Origin of the sequence: Collinsella sp. AM09-41 (genome assembly GCF_003473245.1) — a bacterium.
Classification (GTDB): Bacteria; Actinomycetota; Coriobacteriia; order Coriobacteriales; family Coriobacteriaceae; genus Collinsella.
Map to the genome: position 1 here is coordinate 212,375 of NZ_QRMJ01000003.1, position 16,597 is coordinate 228,971.

The 16,597-nt window shown below is 66.0% G+C and carries 16 protein-coding genes; 11 read left to right on the top strand and 5 right to left on the bottom strand.

All coding sequences use genetic code 11. The features are described from left to right. The first annotated feature begins 25 nt into the window (after positions 1-25). Entirely contained in the window at positions 26-637 is a 612-nt protein-coding gene (locus DW112_RS05490; RefSeq protein ID WP_055250431.1) for a TetR/AcrR family transcriptional regulator, read from the top strand. 112 nt (positions 638-749) lie between these two features. Here the strand turns inward: DW112_RS05490 and DW112_RS05495 are convergent, their stop codons facing one another. The 5 genes from DW112_RS05495 to DW112_RS05515 form a co-directional block, all read right to left on the bottom strand. After that, positions 750-2,066, bottom strand: a complete 1,317-nt coding sequence (locus DW112_RS05495; RefSeq protein WP_118328504.1) for an ABC transporter ATP-binding protein — start codon at positions 2,064-2,066, stop codon at positions 750-752. After that, positions 2,067-3,089 carry an iron ABC transporter permease gene (locus tag DW112_RS05500; protein WP_055250426.1) on the bottom strand — a complete coding sequence of 341 codons (1,023 nt, stop codon included), beginning with the start codon at positions 3,087-3,089 and terminating at the stop codon, positions 2,067-2,069. A 22-nt stretch (positions 3,090-3,111) separates the two neighbouring features. After that, positions 3,112-4,683: an ABC transporter substrate-binding protein gene (locus DW112_RS05505; RefSeq protein WP_147351829.1), complete on the bottom strand. Its 1,572-nt coding sequence runs from the start codon at positions 4,681-4,683 to the stop codon at positions 3,112-3,114. A 4-nt stretch (positions 4,684-4,687) separates the two neighbouring features. After that, positions 4,688-5,218: a hypothetical protein gene (locus tag DW112_RS05510; protein ID WP_233545867.1), complete on the bottom strand. Its 531-nt coding sequence runs from the start codon at positions 5,216-5,218 to the stop codon at positions 4,688-4,690. 149 nt (positions 5,219-5,367) lie between these two features. Further along, the gene (locus DW112_RS05515) at positions 5,368-6,294 is read right to left on the bottom strand and encodes a sirohydrochlorin cobaltochelatase (protein WP_118328507.1); all 927 of its coding nucleotides are present in this window, start codon (positions 6,292-6,294) and stop codon (positions 5,368-5,370) included. A gap of 458 nt (positions 6,295-6,752) precedes the next feature. On the opposite strand from DW112_RS05515, the gene cobM reads away from it, so the two are divergent. The 10 genes from cobM to DW112_RS05565 are packed head-to-tail and all read left to right on the top strand — an operon-like array spanning position 6,753 to position 16,572. Further along, positions 6,753-7,544, top strand: a complete 792-nt coding sequence (gene cobM, locus DW112_RS05520; RefSeq protein WP_118328508.1) for a precorrin-4 C(11)-methyltransferase — start codon at positions 6,753-6,755, stop codon at positions 7,542-7,544. A gap of 1 nt (position 7,545) precedes the next feature. Beyond that, positions 7,546-8,730 carry a cobalt-precorrin-5B (C(1))-methyltransferase CbiD gene (gene cbiD, locus DW112_RS05525; protein WP_233545868.1) on the top strand — a complete coding sequence of 395 codons (1,185 nt, stop codon included), beginning with the start codon at positions 7,546-7,548 and terminating at the stop codon, positions 8,728-8,730. 16 nt (positions 8,731-8,746) lie between these two features. Beyond that, complete coding sequence (gene cobI, locus DW112_RS05530; protein WP_199585327.1) at positions 8,747-9,412, top strand: precorrin-2 C(20)-methyltransferase; 666 nt, start codon at positions 8,747-8,749, stop codon at positions 9,410-9,412. After that, positions 9,413-10,546: a cobalt-precorrin 5A hydrolase gene (locus DW112_RS05535; RefSeq protein WP_117637723.1), complete on the top strand. Its 1,134-nt coding sequence runs from the start codon at positions 9,413-9,415 to the stop codon at positions 10,544-10,546. Further along, entirely contained in the window at positions 10,546-11,289 is a 744-nt protein-coding gene (gene cobJ / locus DW112_RS05540) for a precorrin-3B C(17)-methyltransferase (RefSeq protein WP_118328509.1), read from the top strand. The genes DW112_RS05535 and cobJ overlap by 1 nt, the downstream gene beginning before the upstream one ends. Then, positions 11,277-12,749, top strand: a complete 1,473-nt coding sequence (gene cbiE, locus DW112_RS05545; protein ID WP_117637725.1) for a precorrin-6y C5,15-methyltransferase (decarboxylating) subunit CbiE — start codon at positions 11,277-11,279, stop codon at positions 12,747-12,749. The genes cobJ and cbiE overlap by 13 nt, the downstream gene beginning before the upstream one ends. Then, the gene (locus tag DW112_RS05550) at positions 12,746-14,128 is read left to right on the top strand and encodes a cobyrinate a,c-diamide synthase (protein ID WP_233545869.1); all 1,383 of its coding nucleotides are present in this window, start codon (positions 12,746-12,748) and stop codon (positions 14,126-14,128) included. The genes cbiE and DW112_RS05550 overlap by 4 nt, the downstream gene beginning before the upstream one ends. After that, complete coding sequence (gene cobT, locus DW112_RS05555; RefSeq protein ID WP_118328510.1) at positions 14,121-15,263, top strand: nicotinate-nucleotide--dimethylbenzimidazole phosphoribosyltransferase; 1,143 nt, start codon at positions 14,121-14,123, stop codon at positions 15,261-15,263. Before DW112_RS05550 ends, cobT begins: the two co-directional genes overlap by 8 nt. Continuing rightward, positions 15,260-15,808 carry a bifunctional adenosylcobinamide kinase/adenosylcobinamide-phosphate guanylyltransferase gene (locus DW112_RS05560; RefSeq protein WP_089571793.1) on the top strand — a complete coding sequence of 183 codons (549 nt, stop codon included), beginning with the start codon at positions 15,260-15,262 and terminating at the stop codon, positions 15,806-15,808. Before cobT ends, DW112_RS05560 begins: the two co-directional genes overlap by 4 nt. Further along, positions 15,805-16,572 carry an adenosylcobinamide-GDP ribazoletransferase gene (locus tag DW112_RS05565; protein ID WP_118328511.1) on the top strand — a complete coding sequence of 256 codons (768 nt, stop codon included), beginning with the start codon at positions 15,805-15,807 and terminating at the stop codon, positions 16,570-16,572. The genes DW112_RS05560 and DW112_RS05565 overlap by 4 nt, the downstream gene beginning before the upstream one ends. Positions 16,573-16,597: the final 25 nt, after the last annotated feature.

The window sequence follows — 16,597 nt, forward strand, 5'->3', positions numbered from 1 at the left end:
GCCCGTATATCGAAGGGACACGCCCATGGCCACCAGCAAACCGCGTATTGATCGCCGCATCGTTCGCAGCCGCAATGCCATCCTTTCCGCTTTCGAGCGCCTGCTCATGGAAAAGCCGCTGGCAGACATTACGGTGAGTGCCATCGCGCGCGAGGCCAATGTCGACCGCAAGACCTTTTACGTTCACTTTGGTACGGTTGACGGCCTGCTCGATGCCATTGCCGTCGATGTGGTGGAGATGATTGTCGACTCGGTCGAGAAAACGCTTGCTTCCATGGACGGCGACACTAACGAGCGCGCCCTGGGCGCGGCGGCGACCTTCTTTAAAACCGTTAACGAGGCGTTATGCAACAACCTGGTGCTCAATCGTCAGCTGATCGAGAACATTCCGCTCGATGATTTTATGGCTCGTCTTCGTGCGCCGCTCGAGCACGAGATTGCCGAGCGCGACTTGCTGCCCCACGGCCTCAAGGACGAGATGTTCGATTACTATCTGGCGTTTTTGCTGTCCGGTATTATCGGTATCTATCGCACGTGGGCGCTGTCTGACGGTTCGGTTCCTATCGAGCGTGTCTCGGAGGTCGCCAACGACCTGACTCTCAATGGCCTGTCGAGTCTGGAATCTCGCTTGGATTAGGCCTAGTTGGGCTCGTCGGCGTGGAAATTCCTGTTCACGAGGTTCTCCGGTGCCTTGGAGACCTCGCCGGCGTAGGAGCTGTAGCCTGAGGATTCTTAAAAGAAAGCCCAGTTTATCCTTCCCACTCCAATTGGGAATCCTCCGATGCGCCTTCGCACGCTCGCATGACCTCGATACCGTGCGAGCGTGCGAACTCGACGAGCTCTGCGTTGCGGGCGTTTATGGTGCCGAAGGCGGCGGGACACACGATAAGGCGCGCGCAGTGGACGAGGAGCTCTTTGGCGCGGGCCATGGTTCTATCCCCGATCGGCTCGAAGGCGCGCTCGGCCACGCATTCCGCCGCCAGGTCGCGCGCGAGCTCGCAGTCGATGTCCCCTTCGTGCAGAACGCCCGTGTAGAACGCCTTGCCCTGCCGGATGAGCTGGCGAAACACAGCCGACCCCGTACCTGCGCCGGCGATGACGAATGTGTGCGCATCGCCGTGCGGGCGTCCAATTTCCACGCTGCCGAAGCGCTCGTTGAAGGTGCCATGTTGAAGGCCGTAGAGCTCGCCAATCGTCTCGCGCGTGAATATGTCCTCGGGTGCGCCGGCGCGGAAGACCCGGCCGTCCTTCACGCAAATCACCTTGTCGGCGCTTTTCTGCGCGAGCTCGAGTTCGTGGATGGACATGATGACAGCCACATTCCGCGATTTCGCAAGGTGGCGAAGTATTCGCAGCAGGTCGATCTGGTAGCGGATATCGAGATACGACGTGGGCTCGTCGAGCACGAGCACGCGCGGATCCTGCGCGATGGCGCGTGCGAGCATGACGCGCTGGCGTTGCCCGTCGCTTATCTGCATAAAGTCGCGCTCGGCGAGCTCTTCCACATGTGCGGTTTTCATGGCCTCGTCGACCCGACTTTGGTCGTCGGGCGAGAGTGTGCCCATTCGCCCGGTGTAGGGGTGCCTTCCCGCCTCTACGACATCGCGGCAGGTGAGGAGCTCGGTCCGGGGGCGATCTGTCAGCATAACGGCAAGGTTCCTTGCAAACTCCGCCGTCTTCCATCGGGAAACCTCCCGCCCGTCGAGCTCGACCGCGCCGGCAAGCGGTGCCAGATGGCGTGTGATGGTTTTCAAGATGGTCGACTTGCCCGAGCCGTTCGGCCCGATGAGCGCCACGACGTCGCCCGCGCGAACCTCCAGATCGACGCCTTCGACTACGACCTTCTTGTCGTAGCCCGCCGACAGGTCGCTTATGTGGAAAAGCGGCGCTCCGTCAGCCTGCGTTTCGACCGTAGTTTCGAGGTTCGGCTCCGCTCGGAGGAGGCGTTCCGCGCGCAGTTCCGCACGAGCCGAAAGTGCCTTCTGGCGCTTTCGTGCGAGCTCAGGACTGTCTAAGCATGGAATGTCCCCTCCGAGCGTTTTGGGCCGCGGCACGAATTCCCCCATCTACCTCACCCGCTTCTTCAACATGAGCGCGATAACCACCGGAGCGCCGAAGATGGCGGTGACGGCGCTGATGGAAAGCTCGACGGGAGAGAACAGCGTGCGCGCGATCAAATCGCAGCCCGCGCAGAAGATGGCGCCTCCCAAGAAGCACGCAGGAATCACGCGGATGGGCTTCGACGACTTTAGCGCCGACTTCACGAGATGCGGAACCGCGATGCCTACGAACGACACCGGACCAGCGAACGCGGTCACGCAGGCGGAGAGCATGCTCGCTAGAAGGACGAGCACCACGCGGAAGCGTTCGACGTTCACGCCGACGCTTTTCGCGTAGGCTTCTCCCAGCTGGAAGGCGGAAAGGGGCTTCGATATCGCGAATACGCATGCGCTCACGGTGACCACCACGACCGCGATGACCGCGATGTCGTCCCAGCTCGAACCCGAGAAGCTACCCAAAGACCAGTTGTGCAGGTTCACGATGGACTGGTCGTCGGCGAAGGCGATGAGGAAGTTCGTCGCCGCCGAGCAGATGTATCCCACCATGACGCCCGCCACGATGAGCATGGCCATGGAACTTATGCGCCGTGCGATGAGGAGCACGAAGCCGATGGTGATAAGCGAGCCCAGAAACGCTGCGGCCACCATGGCCGGCGAGGACATGGCCTGGTTCGCGCCTAGAAGTACGATCATCGTAAGCGCGACGACGAACTTTGCGCCCGAGGAGACGCCCAAGATGAACGGGTCGGCGATGGGGTTGTTGAAAAACGTCTGCAGCAGGAACCCGGAAAGCGAAAGTGCCCCGCCGAGAAGCACGGCTGAAAGCACGCGCGGCAGGCGAATCTCCCAGATGACCTGGCTTTCCATGGAATTGGCCGCGCCGCCCGAAAGGATGCCGGGGATGTGGTCTGCGGGCACGAGCACGCTCCCGATGCACAGGTTGGCCCCGACGAGCACGATGAGGGCAACAGCGAGCAGCGCCGTCACGACGCGACACCGCGCGGCGCGCCCCGATTCGTCGTATGCCATGGAAAGCCGGCTTCTCATGGTGCTAACCGAGCTTCCTCAGATAATGGAAGTCGCTCGCGTCATTGCCGGTGAACGCCCCGTGCAGCTCGTCGATAATGTCGGCGGTAGAAGTCATCTGCTGGTACATGTCGGCGCTTGTGACCCAGACGTTGCCGTTCTTCACGGCTTTGAACTGCGACAATAGCGCGTTTTTGCCTACGAAGTCGTTCAAGGTGGTAACTGACTCGTCGATGGTGCCGTTGTAGACGATGATGTCGGCATCCTTCGCCGTCGCGTAGAAGCGCTCCATTTCGAGCGTTACTGACGAACCTGACGTCGACGCCGTCTGCGCGTCATCGAGCGCATAGCTGCCGCCTGCAAGCTCGATCATCTGCGCCACGTAGTCGCCCGCCCGCCGCGTGACGGCGGCCCCGTTCGAGTTAATGTAGAAATACGCCACGGTTTTACCTGACGACGCGAGCCCCGACGTTTGCTCGACGCGGGCCTTCTGCTCGTTGAACAGGTGCGCGGCCTCGTCTTCCTTGTCGAATAGGACGCCGAAAAGCTTAATCCACTCAACGCGCCCGAGTGCTTCGGGCTCGCTCGACGACTGTTCGGTGAGCACGACGAGCCCGAGCTTCTGCAGCTTTTCCTTCACATCGGGCGTGTGGTTGATCATGGTGTTCTCGATGGCGAGCGTGCAGCCCGAGGCCGATATTCGCTCGTAGTCGGGCGCGCTGTACTTGCCGCCGTAGGCGATCGCCCCACTTTCGAGTGCGCTTTTGAAGCCCACGACCGAGCAATCGTCGGCCTTCGTGCCCGACATGAAGATATTGTCGTTCGCATCGAGCGCGTCGACCAGGCACATCGTCGCCGATGACACGAGGTACACCTTGTCGGCGGGGCGCCTTATGACCGCGATGTCGGAGCTCAACCCATCAGGTACCTTCGCATCTTGCGGCACCACGAGGAAGCGCTCTCCGTTCGAAACACAGATAAGCCGCAGGCCGCCTTCGAACTCGTCGACAGTGAAGTGCTTGGCGTATTCAAGCTGAAGCGTCCCCGTCGGCTCCCAGCCGCAGCCCAAATCGGCGTTGTGGAAGTCGGCCGCGGCGCTTGAAGCCGTTCTCGCAGGGGAGCCGCCACTTGCATCGTCGCCCGATTTTTCCTTCATGGTGGATGGGTCGAAGTAGAGCGTGTAGTCGATGGTGTGCGGCGTCGACATGGCGACGGTCTCGGCCGACACGGCGATGTCCTCGTCGAGCGTGACGGGTATCTCGAACGTGGAGTTGCCGCCGTCGTTTACGGGCGCGTAGTCCACGCCGTCGACGGTCATCTTGTCGTAGTTCGAACTCGACCAGGTGATGGTCGCGGTGTAGGTGTCGCCATCCTTCACAATTGTGGTGGGTGAGGCGATGCTTGCGCGCCCTGACCCGCCGGAAAGCGAGACGCTCACAGTGTATTCCTGAGAGCCCGCCGTGGCACCGGTCGCGTTTGGGCTCGCACTGCACCCCGCGAAGGGAAGCGCGAGCAGGGCGACGAGAACGCAGGCGATTACGCGCGCCGCGATGCTGCGGCGCTTCCTGTTTTCCCCCTTGGGAAGAATCGACCGCATGGCGTTACTTCAGTGCGTTGGCGCGCAGATCGACGCCGGCGGATTCGAATACGAGCGTGCGGTCGTACCACCGCTCCCTTTTAATGCTCCACGCGGCGCAGGCGGTGTCCTCGTCGAGCGCTTCAACGGGCACGTCGTAGGTGTACTTGCCTTCCGCGTTTTCCACATAGGGGATGAAGTCGGCCTCGCTCGCGGCGGCAGCCTCGTCGCCCGTGCCCATGAAGAGCTTGCCGTAGCCCGTGCCGGAAAGCGTCATCACGCAGTGCATGGAGCCGTTTTCCACGATGAGCTGGGCGTCCACAATCCTGAACATGTTCGAGCTGGAATCTACGGTGATCGGATAGGTGCCGTCGGCCACCTTGTCGGCGGTGATGGGGGCAGCGCTTGCGCCCTCGGGCGCATCGGCCGCCTGTTCGGTCTTTTCCTGGGAATCGGCATCGCTTGCCTTTGCGCTGTCGCTCGAATTTCCGGCGCAGCCGGCGAGCGAGAACGCGCAAAGCACCGCCGACAGGGCGAAGACAAGGGTTTTCTTCAACAAGGGGGGGGGTTCCTTTCAATCGGTTTGACCTCCCGCGCCGTGCGGTGGGCGGGCGGGATGCGAATGAAACGGGCATGCGCCGTCGGTCCGGGAAGGCGCATGCCCGTTTCACGGGGACGCAACCGGCGCCTCCGTGCGCGGCGAGTTTACAGCTTGGCGATGGCGTCGTCCACGTGCGAGACGTAGATGTCGTCAACCGCGGCGTTCTGTCCCAGGCCCTGGAGCAGGCACGTCACTTCGAAGCCGGCGGCCACGAACTTCGCAGCCCAGCTGTCGGGGTCGGTCTCGTCTGCCATGTCGTTGTTCGCGTGGTCGCCCGCGACCACCATGAACGGCGCGAGCACGGCCTTCTTGTACCCTGCGGCGCTCGCAGCGGCGATAACATCCTCGCAGGTCGGTTCAGCCTCGACGGTGCCGACGAAGAACTGCGTCAAGCCCTCGTTCTTGAACACTTCCTGCATCTTGGCATAGTCGGCGTTGGAATCGGCTTCGGTGCCGTGGCCCATGAGGCACAGCGCCGTCTCGCCGTCGTCGAAGGACGCCATGTTCTCCTTAATGGCTGCGGCCACCTTCTTGTAGTCGTCGTCGGAGGTGAGCAGCGGGTCGCCGAGCGAGATCTTGTCGAACTTGTCGGCGTACTTGTCGAGCTCGTCTTTCACGTCGGAGTATTCCAGGCCAGCCATGAGATGCGTCGGCTGCACGACGATTTCCTTCACGCCGTCTTCCACGCAGCGGTCGAGCGCCTCGGTCATGTTGTCGATCGTGATGCCGTCGCGCTTCTTCAGCTTGTCGATAATGATCTGCGCGGTGAAGGCGCGGCGGATGTCATAGTCCTGCCAGTACTTCTCGCGGATAGCGTCTTCGATGGCGCCGATGGTGATGTGGCGCGAGTCGTTGTAGCTCGTGCCGAAGCTCGTGACGAGGATGACCGGCTTCGCGGCCTTCTCCTTTTCACTCGATTTCCCGGAACTCGCGGAGGTGTTGGAGCAGCCCGCGAGCGCGACTCCGGCGAGCGCGACGGCTCCGGTTGCTGCGGCGCCCATGAAGCCGCGGCGTGACATCTGGTCGGACATGGTTTTTCCTTTCCTCGGTTTGCCGGTCCCCCGGCGACAGTTGCTTGTCGGCACAAGCGAAAGAAAAGCGCACCCCTCGGGGTTCACAAGGAGCTAACGCCACGGCGATGCCGTGAGGAAAAGGCGAAGCAGTCTGGCTTGGGGCGCGAGGCGGTTCGCCCGCGCGTCCTATACAGTAATGTCCCTTGCCCAGGATTCCCACCTGGTTCCCTCCGCAAGCCAGCGCGGGCTGTGCGGGCGCCGCGCCGGTCATTTCCTTTTATCCGATTGTCATATGCTCGTTGCCGAAACTTTTACTATGATAGTGGGCACTTGTGAACGTGTCAAAGCCAGGGCGGGCTGCATTGCGCCTCCTGCCTGCGTATTTGCGCCGATTGCCGCCGCAGGCGCCGTGTTTTGCCCGCTGCGCGAATGGCGGCGTAAACGGTTGCGATGAGAAACGGGAAGGGAAGGCTCGGATGATTCATATCGTTGGCGCAGGCTCGGGCGCCGCCGACCTTATCACGCTGCGCGGGGCTCGTCTTCTGCGCGCGGCCGACGTGGTCGTTTGGGCGGGGAGCCTTGTGAACCCCGAGCTGCTCGCCGAGTGCAAGGAATCCTGCATCGTCTACGACAGCGCGCACATGACCTTGGAGGAAGTGCTCGACGTGATGTGCGCGGCGGATGCGCGGGGCGAGGAAGTGGTGCGCCTGCACACGGGCGACCCGTGCCTGTACGGCGCCATCCAGGAGCAGATGGACGCACTCGACGTGCGCGGCGTGGACTACGAGGTGGTGCCCGGCGTGTCGAGCTTTTGCGGTGCCGCGGCGGCGCTTCGCCAGGAATACACGCTGCCGGGAATCAGCCAGTCGGTCGTGATCACGCGGCTTTCCGGACGTACCCCCATGCCCGCGGGCGAGGGCATGCGCACCATGGCGGAAAGCGGCTCGACTATGGTCATCTTCCTGAGCTCGGGTATGCTCGCCGAGCTTTCCGCCGAGCTTTTGGCCGCGGGCCGCAGCTCCGACGAGCCGGCGGCGCTCGTGTACAAGGCGACCTGGCCTGAGGAGCGCGTGGTGCGATGCACAGTGGGCACGCTCGCCGATGCGGGCGCGCGAGAGGGCATCGACCGCACCGCGCTCGTGGTGGTGGGCCGTGTGCTCGGAGCTCGCGGCGGGCTTGCGCACAACGGCGCGCAAGCGGAGTCGTATGAGCGCAGCAAGCTTTACGACCCTTCGTTTGCCACGGGGTATCGGAAGGCGAGCAGCTAGCGTGGCCTTCGAGCACTACATATATACCGGGACGACGCGCCTGCGCTGCGGCTACACCACGGGGAGTTGCGCCGCGCTCGCGGCGAAGGCGGCCTGCGAGATGCTCTTGTCACGAGAGCCCGTCGGCCGCGTGTCGATCGTCACCCCCGGCGGGCTGCCCGTCGAGGCGAACGTGGTCGACGCATGCATCGGCGAGGGGTGCGCCCAGTGCGCCGTGCGAAAGGACGCAGGCGACGATGCCGATGTGACCGACGGCGTGCTCGTGTACGCGCGCGTGGGACATGCGGGGTCGGGCGCGGGCGCTGCGGGCAGCAAGGGTGTGCCCGCGCGCGAATCGGAAGTTTCCGTCGATGGCGGCGTGGGCGTGGGGCGCGTGACGTTGCCCGGGCTCGAGCAGCCGGTGGGGGCGGCCGCCATCAACGCGACGCCGCGCACGATGATTACTTCGGCGGTGCGCGAGGTGTGCGCCGCGCACGGCTTTTCTGGAAATATTGCTGTGACGATTTCGGTACCCGAGGGTGTTGCCCTTGCCGGAAAGACCTTCAACCCGCACCTGGGGATAGAGGGCGGCATCTCCATCCTGGGCACGACGGGCATCGTCGAGCCGCGCAGCCTCGCTGCCTTGCGCGACAGCATCGAGCTCGAGATCCGGCAGCATGCGGCTATGGGGCGGCGCGGAGTCGTGCTCACGCCCGGCAACTACGGCGCGCAGTTCATCTCGGGGCATTTCCACCTAAACGGTGCGCCGGTGGTCTTCATCTCCAACTTTGTGGGCGATGCGATTGATTGCTGCGTTCGCGAGGGATTTACCAATGTCCTTCTTGTGGGACACATCGGCAAGCTGGTGAAGGTCGCGGGCGGCATCATGGACACCCATTCGCGTACCGCCGACTGCCGCGCGGAGATTCTGGCCGCCCACGCGGCCTTGGCCGGCGCGGGCGCGAAGACCGTGCGCGAGATCATGTCGTCGGTCACGACCACGGCGGCGCTCGAGGTAATCGAGGCCGCCGGCGTGGGGGACGCTGCGCGCGCCTCGCTCGCTGCGGCAATCGAGGACAGGTTGCGCCGCCGCGCGGCGGGCGCATGCGACATCGCCGCGGTCGTGTTCGACGCCGAGCGCTGTGAGCTTTTCCGCACGTCGGGCGCCGATGCAGTTATCGGGGAATTGGGGGCGACGTATGAGTAAAGGCGTGCTGTACGGGGTGGGCACGGGGCCTGGCGACCCCGAGCTGCTCACGATCAAGGCCGTCCGCACAATCGAATCGTGTCCGGTCATCGCCGCACCGCAGACGGCGGACGGGGTCATGGTCGCGCTCGACATCGTGCTCGGCGCCGTCGACCTTACAGGCAAGACGGTGATCCCCGTGCGATTCTCGATGACGCGCGACGCCGAGCGCCGCGCGGCCGAGCATGCCTCGCTTGTTCGCGAGCTTGTCGCGCACCTGGATGCGGCCCGCGACGTCGCGCTGCTGAACCTGGGGGACCCAAGCATCTACGCCACCTTCCAGCGCATAGCGCCCGACGTGCGCGCCCGCGGGTTCGAGGCGCGCGCCATTCCCGGCGTGCCGAGCTTCTGCGCGGTCGCCGCAGCGCTCGAGCGCGACCTCACGCCCGAGATGTCGTCGCCTCTGCACATCGTGTCCGGCGGCTACGACGACGTGCGCCGCGCAATCGGCTGGCCGGGGACGAAGGTGGTCATGAAGGCGCGCCGCTCGCTTGCGGACACGAAGCGCATCCTTCGCGAGGAGGGCGCCTTCGACGGTTCCGAGCTCGTAGAGGACTGTGGGCTTCCGGGCGAGCGCGTGTACCGCTCGCTCGACGATGTGCCCGATCGGGGCAGCTACTTCTCGACGATGGTGGTGCGCTAGATGAGGGTTTCCTGCATAGCGTTCACTGAGAGGGGATATGCGTTGGCGGAGCGCACCGCACGCGCGCTTTCCGATTGCGCGCAGACAGGTGAGGATGACCCTGGCTGGGACGTTTCCGTTTCGCGCGGGTTCGGCGAGGGGAAGGCCGACCTGCGCGCATGGACGGCGCTCGCGTGGGAAGCGTCGGACGCGCTTCTGTTCGTGGGCGCGGCGGGCATCGCCGTGCGGGCGATCGCGCCGCATGTCGCCTCGAAGGCAACCGATTCCGCGGTTGTGGTGATCGACGAGGCGGGGCGCTTTGCCGTCCCACTTTTGTCGGGGCATTTGGGCGGTGCGAACGAGCTTGCGCAAACTGTGGCACGCGCGGCAGGGGCCATCCCCGTCATCACCACGGCGACCGACGTCCGCGGCGTGTGGGCGGTGGATACGTGGGCGCGCTGTGCGGGGCTCGCTGTTTCGAATCCCGAGGCTATCAAGCGAGTGTCGGCACGGCTGCTTTCGGGCGGGCGCGTGGCGCTCTATTCCGACATGCCGATTTCGGGACAGCCGCCTGAGGGGGTTGACATTGCGTCCGACCGCGCTCGGGCCGATATCGTCGTGTCGCCGTTCGCTGGCGCGAATGCAGGTGCGTCCGTTCGCGCGGCGGAGACAACGGGCGAGGTCGTACCCGCCGGTGAGACGGGGAAGCCGGCGGGCGTGCGGGCTCAGGCGCCTGCGCCCGAGCCGCTTCGCCTTGTCGTGCCCTGCATCGTTGTGGGCATAGGGTGCCGCCGCGGTGCGTGCGCCGAAGCGATCGGGGAGGCGTTTCTTCTCGCGTGCGGGCAGGCGGGTATCTCGCCTTCGGCCGTGTGCGAGGCGGCGACGATCGACGTGAAGGCGCGCGAGGAGGGTCTGCTCGCCTTCTGCCGCGCGCGCAATATCCCGCTCGCGACGTATTCCGCAGAGGAGTTGTCGCAGGTCGAAGGCAGCGTTTCGCCATCTGATTTCGTGCGCGCGACGGTGGGAGTCGACAACGTGTGCGAGCGTGCGGCGCTCGCGGACGGGGGCATACTTATCTTCCCGAAGCTCGCTCACGGCGGCGTGACCGTCGCGTTTTCCAAGGTAACTATCGAACTTTCGTTTAAGGAGCGGTGATGGGAAAGCTCTTCGTAGTGGGGATCGGCCCGGGCGGCCCCGACGGCATGACGATTGCGGCTCGGCGCGCGCTCGAGGCGGTCGACATCGTTGTGGGGTACACGAAATACGTGGAGCTCGCGCTCGCCGCCGTGCCCGACGCGGCGCGTCTCGCGACGCCGATGATGCACGAGGTCGAACGGTGCCGCGTGGCGCTTTCGCGCGCGCAGAGTGGAGAAGCGGTGGCGCTCGTGTGCAGCGGTGACGCGGGCGTGTATGGCATGGCGAGCCCCGTGCTGGAGCTTGCGGAGGACTACCCCGATGTAGACGTGGAAGTTATCGCCGGGGCCACCGCGGCTCAGAGCGGGTCGGCGGTGCTCGGCGCCCCGCTTGCCCACGATTTCGCGGTCGTGTCGCTTTCCGACCTGCTCACGCCGTGGGAGGTCATCGAGCACAGGCTCGCCGCCGTGGCGAGCGCCGACTTCTGCATCTGTTTGTACAACCCGCGCAGCAGAAAGCGCGCCGACAGGCTCTCGCGCGCGGCGAAGATTATGCTCGAATGGAAGGCCCCCGACACGCTCTGCGGTTGGGTACGTAACATCGGGCGCGAGGGGCAGCAATCGGGCATGTGCAGGCTCTCCGTGCTGGGGGAGTTCGACGCCGACATGTTCACTACCGTGTTCGTCGGCAACGCGGACACGAAGCGCGTAGGCGGCCGTATGGTCACGCCGCGCGGGTATCGGGAGATTCCATGCGAAAGGTAACGATCATCGGGGCGGGGCCCGGAAACCCCGACTTGCTCTCGCGCGCGGCGCTCGACGCGATCGACATCGCCGACGTGGTCATCGGCGCTCATCGCGCGCTCGTCGGCATCGACGTGCCGCCCGACGTGGTGAGATGCGAGCTCGTTAAGACGGCGGACATCGTCGCCGCGCTCACCGATGCGGCGTCGTGGCAGCGCGCCGTGGTCGTGATGACGGGCGATGTGGGGCTGTTCAGCGGCGCGCGCCGCTTGGTGGAGGCGCTCTCCGGCGACGCGCAGGTGGACGTGCGCGTCATTCCCGGCATAAGCTCAGCGTCGTATCTCGCCGCGCGCCTCGCGCGTCCATGGCAGGATTGGCGCTTCGTGAGCGCTCACGGCGTGGCGTGCGACATTGTGGCCGAGGCCGAGCGCGCAGGTGAGCTCTTCCTCGCCACGTCGGGCGGGGAAGACCCCTCGCGACTTTCGGGCGAGCTTGTGCAGGCGGGCTTCGGGGACGCACGCGTGACGGTGGCCGAGCGCCTGTCGTACCCCGACGAGCGCATCACCTGCGCGACCGCAAGTGAAATCGCAGGTCAGACGTTCGACGACTTGAACGTGATGCTTATCGAGTTCACAGACTGCGCCGGGTCGCCTGCGGGCTCTAGCGCAGCCTCCGAGGCGCCGGCCGGCGCGTCTGCGCCCGCGGCGGCTTCTTTCGTGGCGGTCTCTGCGGGCGCATTCCGCGCCGCGAGCTCCCGCTGGCCGTACGCTTCCTCGGGCATTCCCGACGAGCTCTTCATCCGCGGCGACGTTCCCATGACCAAGCAGGAGGTGCGCGCCGTCGCGCTCGCGAAGCTGCGCCTTACCGCGACCGACACCGTGTGGGATGTCGGCGCCGGCACGGGGAGCGTGTCGATCGAGGCGGCGCTCGTCGCGCGAGCGGGGTCGGTATGGGCGGTCGAGCGCAACGCGGCCGGCGTGCGGCTCATCCGAGAGAACGCGGATGCATTCGGGTGCGGCAACGTGCATGCGGTCCCCGGTGTCGCCCCCGAAGCGCTCGCGAAACTGCCCGTCCCCGACGCCGTGTTCGTCGGCGGGAGCGCGGGCGAGCTTCCCTCCATCGTGGAGGCGGCTCTCGAGAAGAACTCGCAGGTTCGCCTGTGCGTGCCATGCGTCACCGTTGAGACGCTCACCGAGGCGTGCGCGCTCCTCTCGGGTTCGCGCTTTAAGGGGTTCGAGGCGTGCCAGGTGTCGGCCGCCCGCGCCGAGGCTGTAGGCTCGCACCATCTTATGAAGGCGCAAAACCCCGTGTTCCTCGTCAGCGCGCGTGGTGCGGCCGCGGATGCCGAGGAGCTTGCCGAAGTCGGGGCGCTTGCTGAATCGCCTGTCGGCGAGGACCCCTCTGCGGAGGGGAACCCATCCGTTGAGGTGGTCTCGCTTGCTAATTGCAACGCCGCAGGTGGGGAAGGCGGCGCCCGGTGATTACGTCCATCCCGCGCTTCATGGTCGCTGCGCCCTCGAGCGGGAGCGGCAAGACGGTCGTAACGTGCGCGCTCCTGCGCGCGCTCGCGCTCCGTGGTCTTGCGTGCGCGGCCTTCAAATGCGGCCCCGACTACATTGACCCGCTCTTTCATCGCCGCGTCGTGGGTGCGCGCTCGGGCAACTTAGACGGCTTCTTCACCGACGCCCCGACGCTGCGCGCCCTGCTCGCACGCGGCGCCGCGGGCGCGGATGTCGCGGTGCTCGAGGGGGTCATGGGCTTCTACGACGGCATGGCGCCCGGCGTGGCCGACGCGAGCAGCTATCAGGTTGCGCGCGACACGGAAACGCCGGTCGTTTTAGTGGTGAACGGGCGCGGGGCGTCTTTATCGCTCGCCGCCGTAATCCGCGGCATCGCCGAGTTCCTGCCTTGTGCGAACGTGCGCGGCGTCGTGCTGAACAAGACGAGCGCCGCTGCCTGCGCCTACGCGGCGCCTGCGATCGAGAAGCACACGGGCGTCGCGGTTTTGGGGAATATCCCCGCCGACGAGGCGTTCTCGCTCGAAAGCCGGCATCTGGGGCTTGTGACCGCCGACGAGGTCGAGCAGCTCTCCGCGCGCATCGACAAGATGGCCGAGCTGGTGGAAAAGAGCGTCGACGTCGACCGCTTGCTTGAAATAGCGGCGACGGCACCCGATATCCGCGAGGAACCTTACCGGTTGGAGCCGATCGCGGGAGCGCGGCCCATCGTCGCCGTCGCGCGTGACGAGGCGTTCTCGTTCTACTACGAGGAGAACCTGCGCGCGCTCGAGGACCTGGGTTGCGAGCTGGCCTTTTTCAGCCCCCTGTGTGATAGCGAGTTGCCCCGGGGGGCAAGCGCCCTCTATCTGGGGGGCGGCTACCCGGAGCTCCATGCGCGGCAGCTCTCCGAGAACGCGCCGATGCGCGAGGCGGTGCGGTGCGCGGTGGAATTCGGCATGCCGACGGTCGCCGAATGCGGTGGGTTTCTGTACCTGCAGCGCGAAATCGCCGATAGCGAGGGGCGGCGCTGGCCTGTTGCGGGCGCCCTTGAGGGCGCGAGCGAGAACGGGGGAAGGCTGTCCCATTTCGGGTACGTGGAGCTCACTTCCCAACGCGACGGGCTCTACGGGCCGCGCGGCACACGCATCCACGCGCACGAGTTCCACTACTGGCAGTCCACCTGCCCGGGCGGCGACTTCTGGGCGCAGAAGCCCCGGCGCGACAAGGGCTGGCCGTGCATGTCGACCACCCCGTCCCTGGTTGCGGGCTTCCCGCATGTGTACTATCCTGCGAACCCCGACGTTGCGCGCGCGTTCGCGTCTGCCGCAGCGTCGTTTGCAGAGAGGAGACGGCATGGCTGAAGCAACCGAAACCGCGCTTGCCTGCATCCGCGAGGAAGTCGAGCGCGCGTTCTCGTCGGCGCCGGGCGCCGTGCTCGAAGCCACGCTCTCCCGGATCGAGCCCGCAGACGAGTGCGCCCGCGCCGCCGCGTACGCCGCGTGGGACTCCATCGCGCACCCCTTGGGGGGATTGGGCGACTTTGAAGACGCCGTCGCGTGTATCGCCGCAGCTCAGGGGAGCGCCGAGGTGGCCGAGTTTCCCCGTGCGCTCGCGGTATTCTTCTCCGACAACGGGATCGTTGCCGAAGGCGTGTCGCAAAGCGGGCAAGACGTGACGCGAGCCGTCGCGCGCAACATGTGCGAGGGGGCCACGAGCGCCTGCCGCATGGCGGCGTTCGCGGGTGCCGAGGTCGTGCCCGTCGACGTGGGTATGGCCCGGGGCATAGAAGACGCGCGCATGGTGCGCGCGAACGTGCGGCGGGGGAGTGGCAACATCGCGCACGGCCCCGCTATGTCTCGAGATGGGGCCTTGCGCGCGATCGAGGTCGGAATCGCCGTCGCGTGCGGGCTTGCCCGCGCCGGCGTGCGCCTTCTCGCCGCGGGCGAGATGGGCATCGGCAACACGACCACCTCGGCGGCGGTGGCCGCAGTGCTCATCCGGGCGGACGCGCGGAGCCTCGTCGGGCGCGGCGCGGGGCTCTCGGACGCCTCGCTCGCGCGCAAGCGCGACGTGGTCGAGCGCGCTATCGACGCGAACTCGCCCGATCCCGCCGACCCGATCGACGTGCTCTCGAAGGTGGGCGGCTTCGACATCGCGGCGATGTGCGGCTTCTACCTGGGGGCCGCGGCCTCGAAGGCGCCGGCGCTCCTCGATGGGGTTATATCCTGCACGGCGGCCCTGTGCGCGGTGCGCCTGTGCCCCAACGCCTTGGGCTACCTCGTGGGCACCCACGCATCAAGCGAACCCGCAAGCCGGGAGCTCCTTCGCGAGCTCGGCATAAAGGCGCCCCTCGACGCAGGCATGCACTTGGGCGAGGGTGCGGGCGCCATGGCGTATCTGCCCCTTCTGGATTCTGCGCTGCGCGTGTACCGGGATGGGAAGACGTTCACGGCGACTGGCATGGCTGCTTACGAGCATTTCGAGGCCGGGAAATGACGGTGACGCTCGTCATCGGCGCCGCCGCGAGCGGCAAGAGCGCCTACGCCGAGTCCCTGTGCCTCGGGCACGACGGCCCCCGCGTGTACCTGGCAACGATGGAGCCCTTCGGGGAAGATGGCGCCCGCCGCATCGCGCGCCATCGGGCGCTGCGCGAGGGCAAGGGGTTTTCCACCCTCGAGCGCACGCGTGACGTGGGCGCCGCAGTGCCCGGGCTTCCGCGCGGCTGCACGCTACTTTTGGAGGACGTGGGCAACCTGGTTGCGAACGAGCTTTTCGCGGAAGGCGGCTTGTCCCCGCGTGACCCCGACGCTGCGGCGCGCGAGGTGCTCGGAGGCATCGAACGGCTCGCTCAGGCCGCTGCGTATACGGTGGTGGTCACCGTCGACGTGTTCGCCGATGGGATGCGCTACGATGAGGGGACCGAGGCATGGAGGCGCGCGCTCGCGCGCGTGAACGCGGGCGTGGCGGCGCTGGCCGACCGCGCAGTCGAAGTGGTATGCGGGATTCCCGTGTGGATGAAAGGTGAAGGACCTACAAGGTGAAGATAGCAGAGGCAATCGGCGCGGCGTTCGGAACGTTCTCGCGCATCCCCGTCCCGAAATCGGCCTGGACCGATTTCGGGTCAACCCATGCGCTTGCCGCGTTTCCCCTGGTGGGCCTTGCGGAAGGGTTCCTCATGACGGCGTGGGGACACGTTGCGAACCTGCTCGGCGTGCCCGCGACCATCGTCGCGGCCGTGCTCGTGGCGCTGCCTGTGGCGGTGACGGGAGGCATCCACCTAGACGGGCTCTGCGACACCTCCGATGCGCTTGCAAGTTGGGCCCCGCGCGAGCGAAAACTCGAGATCATGCACGACCCGCGGGCGGGCGCCTTCGGGGTCATCGGTGTTGTTGTGTACCTTATTCTGCAGTTTTCCCTGTTCACCGCGCTGCCGCTTACGGCGGGGGCGTTCCTCGCGCTTCCGTGCTCGCTCGTGTTCTCCCGCTCGCTTTCGGGGCTCGCCGTTGAATGCTGGCCTGCCGCGCGGGCGGACGGCATGGCCGCGGGGCTCTCGCCTGCGAAGAAGCGCGCGGCGATCGTCGTGCCGCTTTGCGCTTTCGCTGCGGCTTCGGCTGCAGGGATGGTCGCGTGCGCTCAGGCCGTCGGCGCCCTTATGGCGATGGCGGGGCTTTTGGCGCTCGCGTGGTACCGCCATGTTGCCCTGTCCCGCTTCGGCGGGGTGACGGGGGATTTGGCCGGATGGTTTCTGCAATGGGCCGAGCTCGCGATGCTTGCCATGCTGGTGGCGGGGGGCATGCTCCTATGATGCTCGTGGTAGGTGGCGCGCATTC

Coding starts and splice junctions, on each gene's coding strand:
- DW112_RS05490 (WP_055250431.1), top strand. CDS start 26: ATGGCCACCAGCAAACCGCGTATTGATCGCCGCATCGTTCGCAGCCGC.
- DW112_RS05495 (WP_118328504.1), bottom strand. CDS start 2,066: ATGGGGGAATTCGTGCCGCGGCCCAAAACGCTCGGAGGGGACATTCCA.
- DW112_RS05500 (WP_055250426.1), bottom strand. CDS start 3,089: ATGGCATACGACGAATCGGGGCGCGCCGCGCGGTGTCGCGTCGTGACG.
- DW112_RS05505 (WP_147351829.1), bottom strand. CDS start 4,683: ATGCGGTCGATTCTTCCCAAGGGGGAAAACAGGAAGCGCCGCAGCATC.
- DW112_RS05515 (WP_118328507.1), bottom strand. CDS start 6,294: ATGTCCGACCAGATGTCACGCCGCGGCTTCATGGGCGCCGCAGCAACC.
- cobM (WP_118328508.1), top strand. CDS start 6,753: ATGATTCATATCGTTGGCGCAGGCTCGGGCGCCGCCGACCTTATCACG.
- DW112_RS05535 (WP_117637723.1), top strand. CDS start 9,413: ATGAGGGTTTCCTGCATAGCGTTCACTGAGAGGGGATATGCGTTGGCG.
- cobJ (WP_118328509.1), top strand. CDS start 10,546: ATGGGAAAGCTCTTCGTAGTGGGGATCGGCCCGGGCGGCCCCGACGGC.
- cbiE (WP_117637725.1), top strand. CDS start 11,277: ATGCGAAAGGTAACGATCATCGGGGCGGGGCCCGGAAACCCCGACTTG.
- cobT (WP_118328510.1), top strand. CDS start 14,121: ATGGCTGAAGCAACCGAAACCGCGCTTGCCTGCATCCGCGAGGAAGTC.
- DW112_RS05560 (WP_089571793.1), top strand. CDS start 15,260: ATGACGGTGACGCTCGTCATCGGCGCCGCCGCGAGCGGCAAGAGCGCC.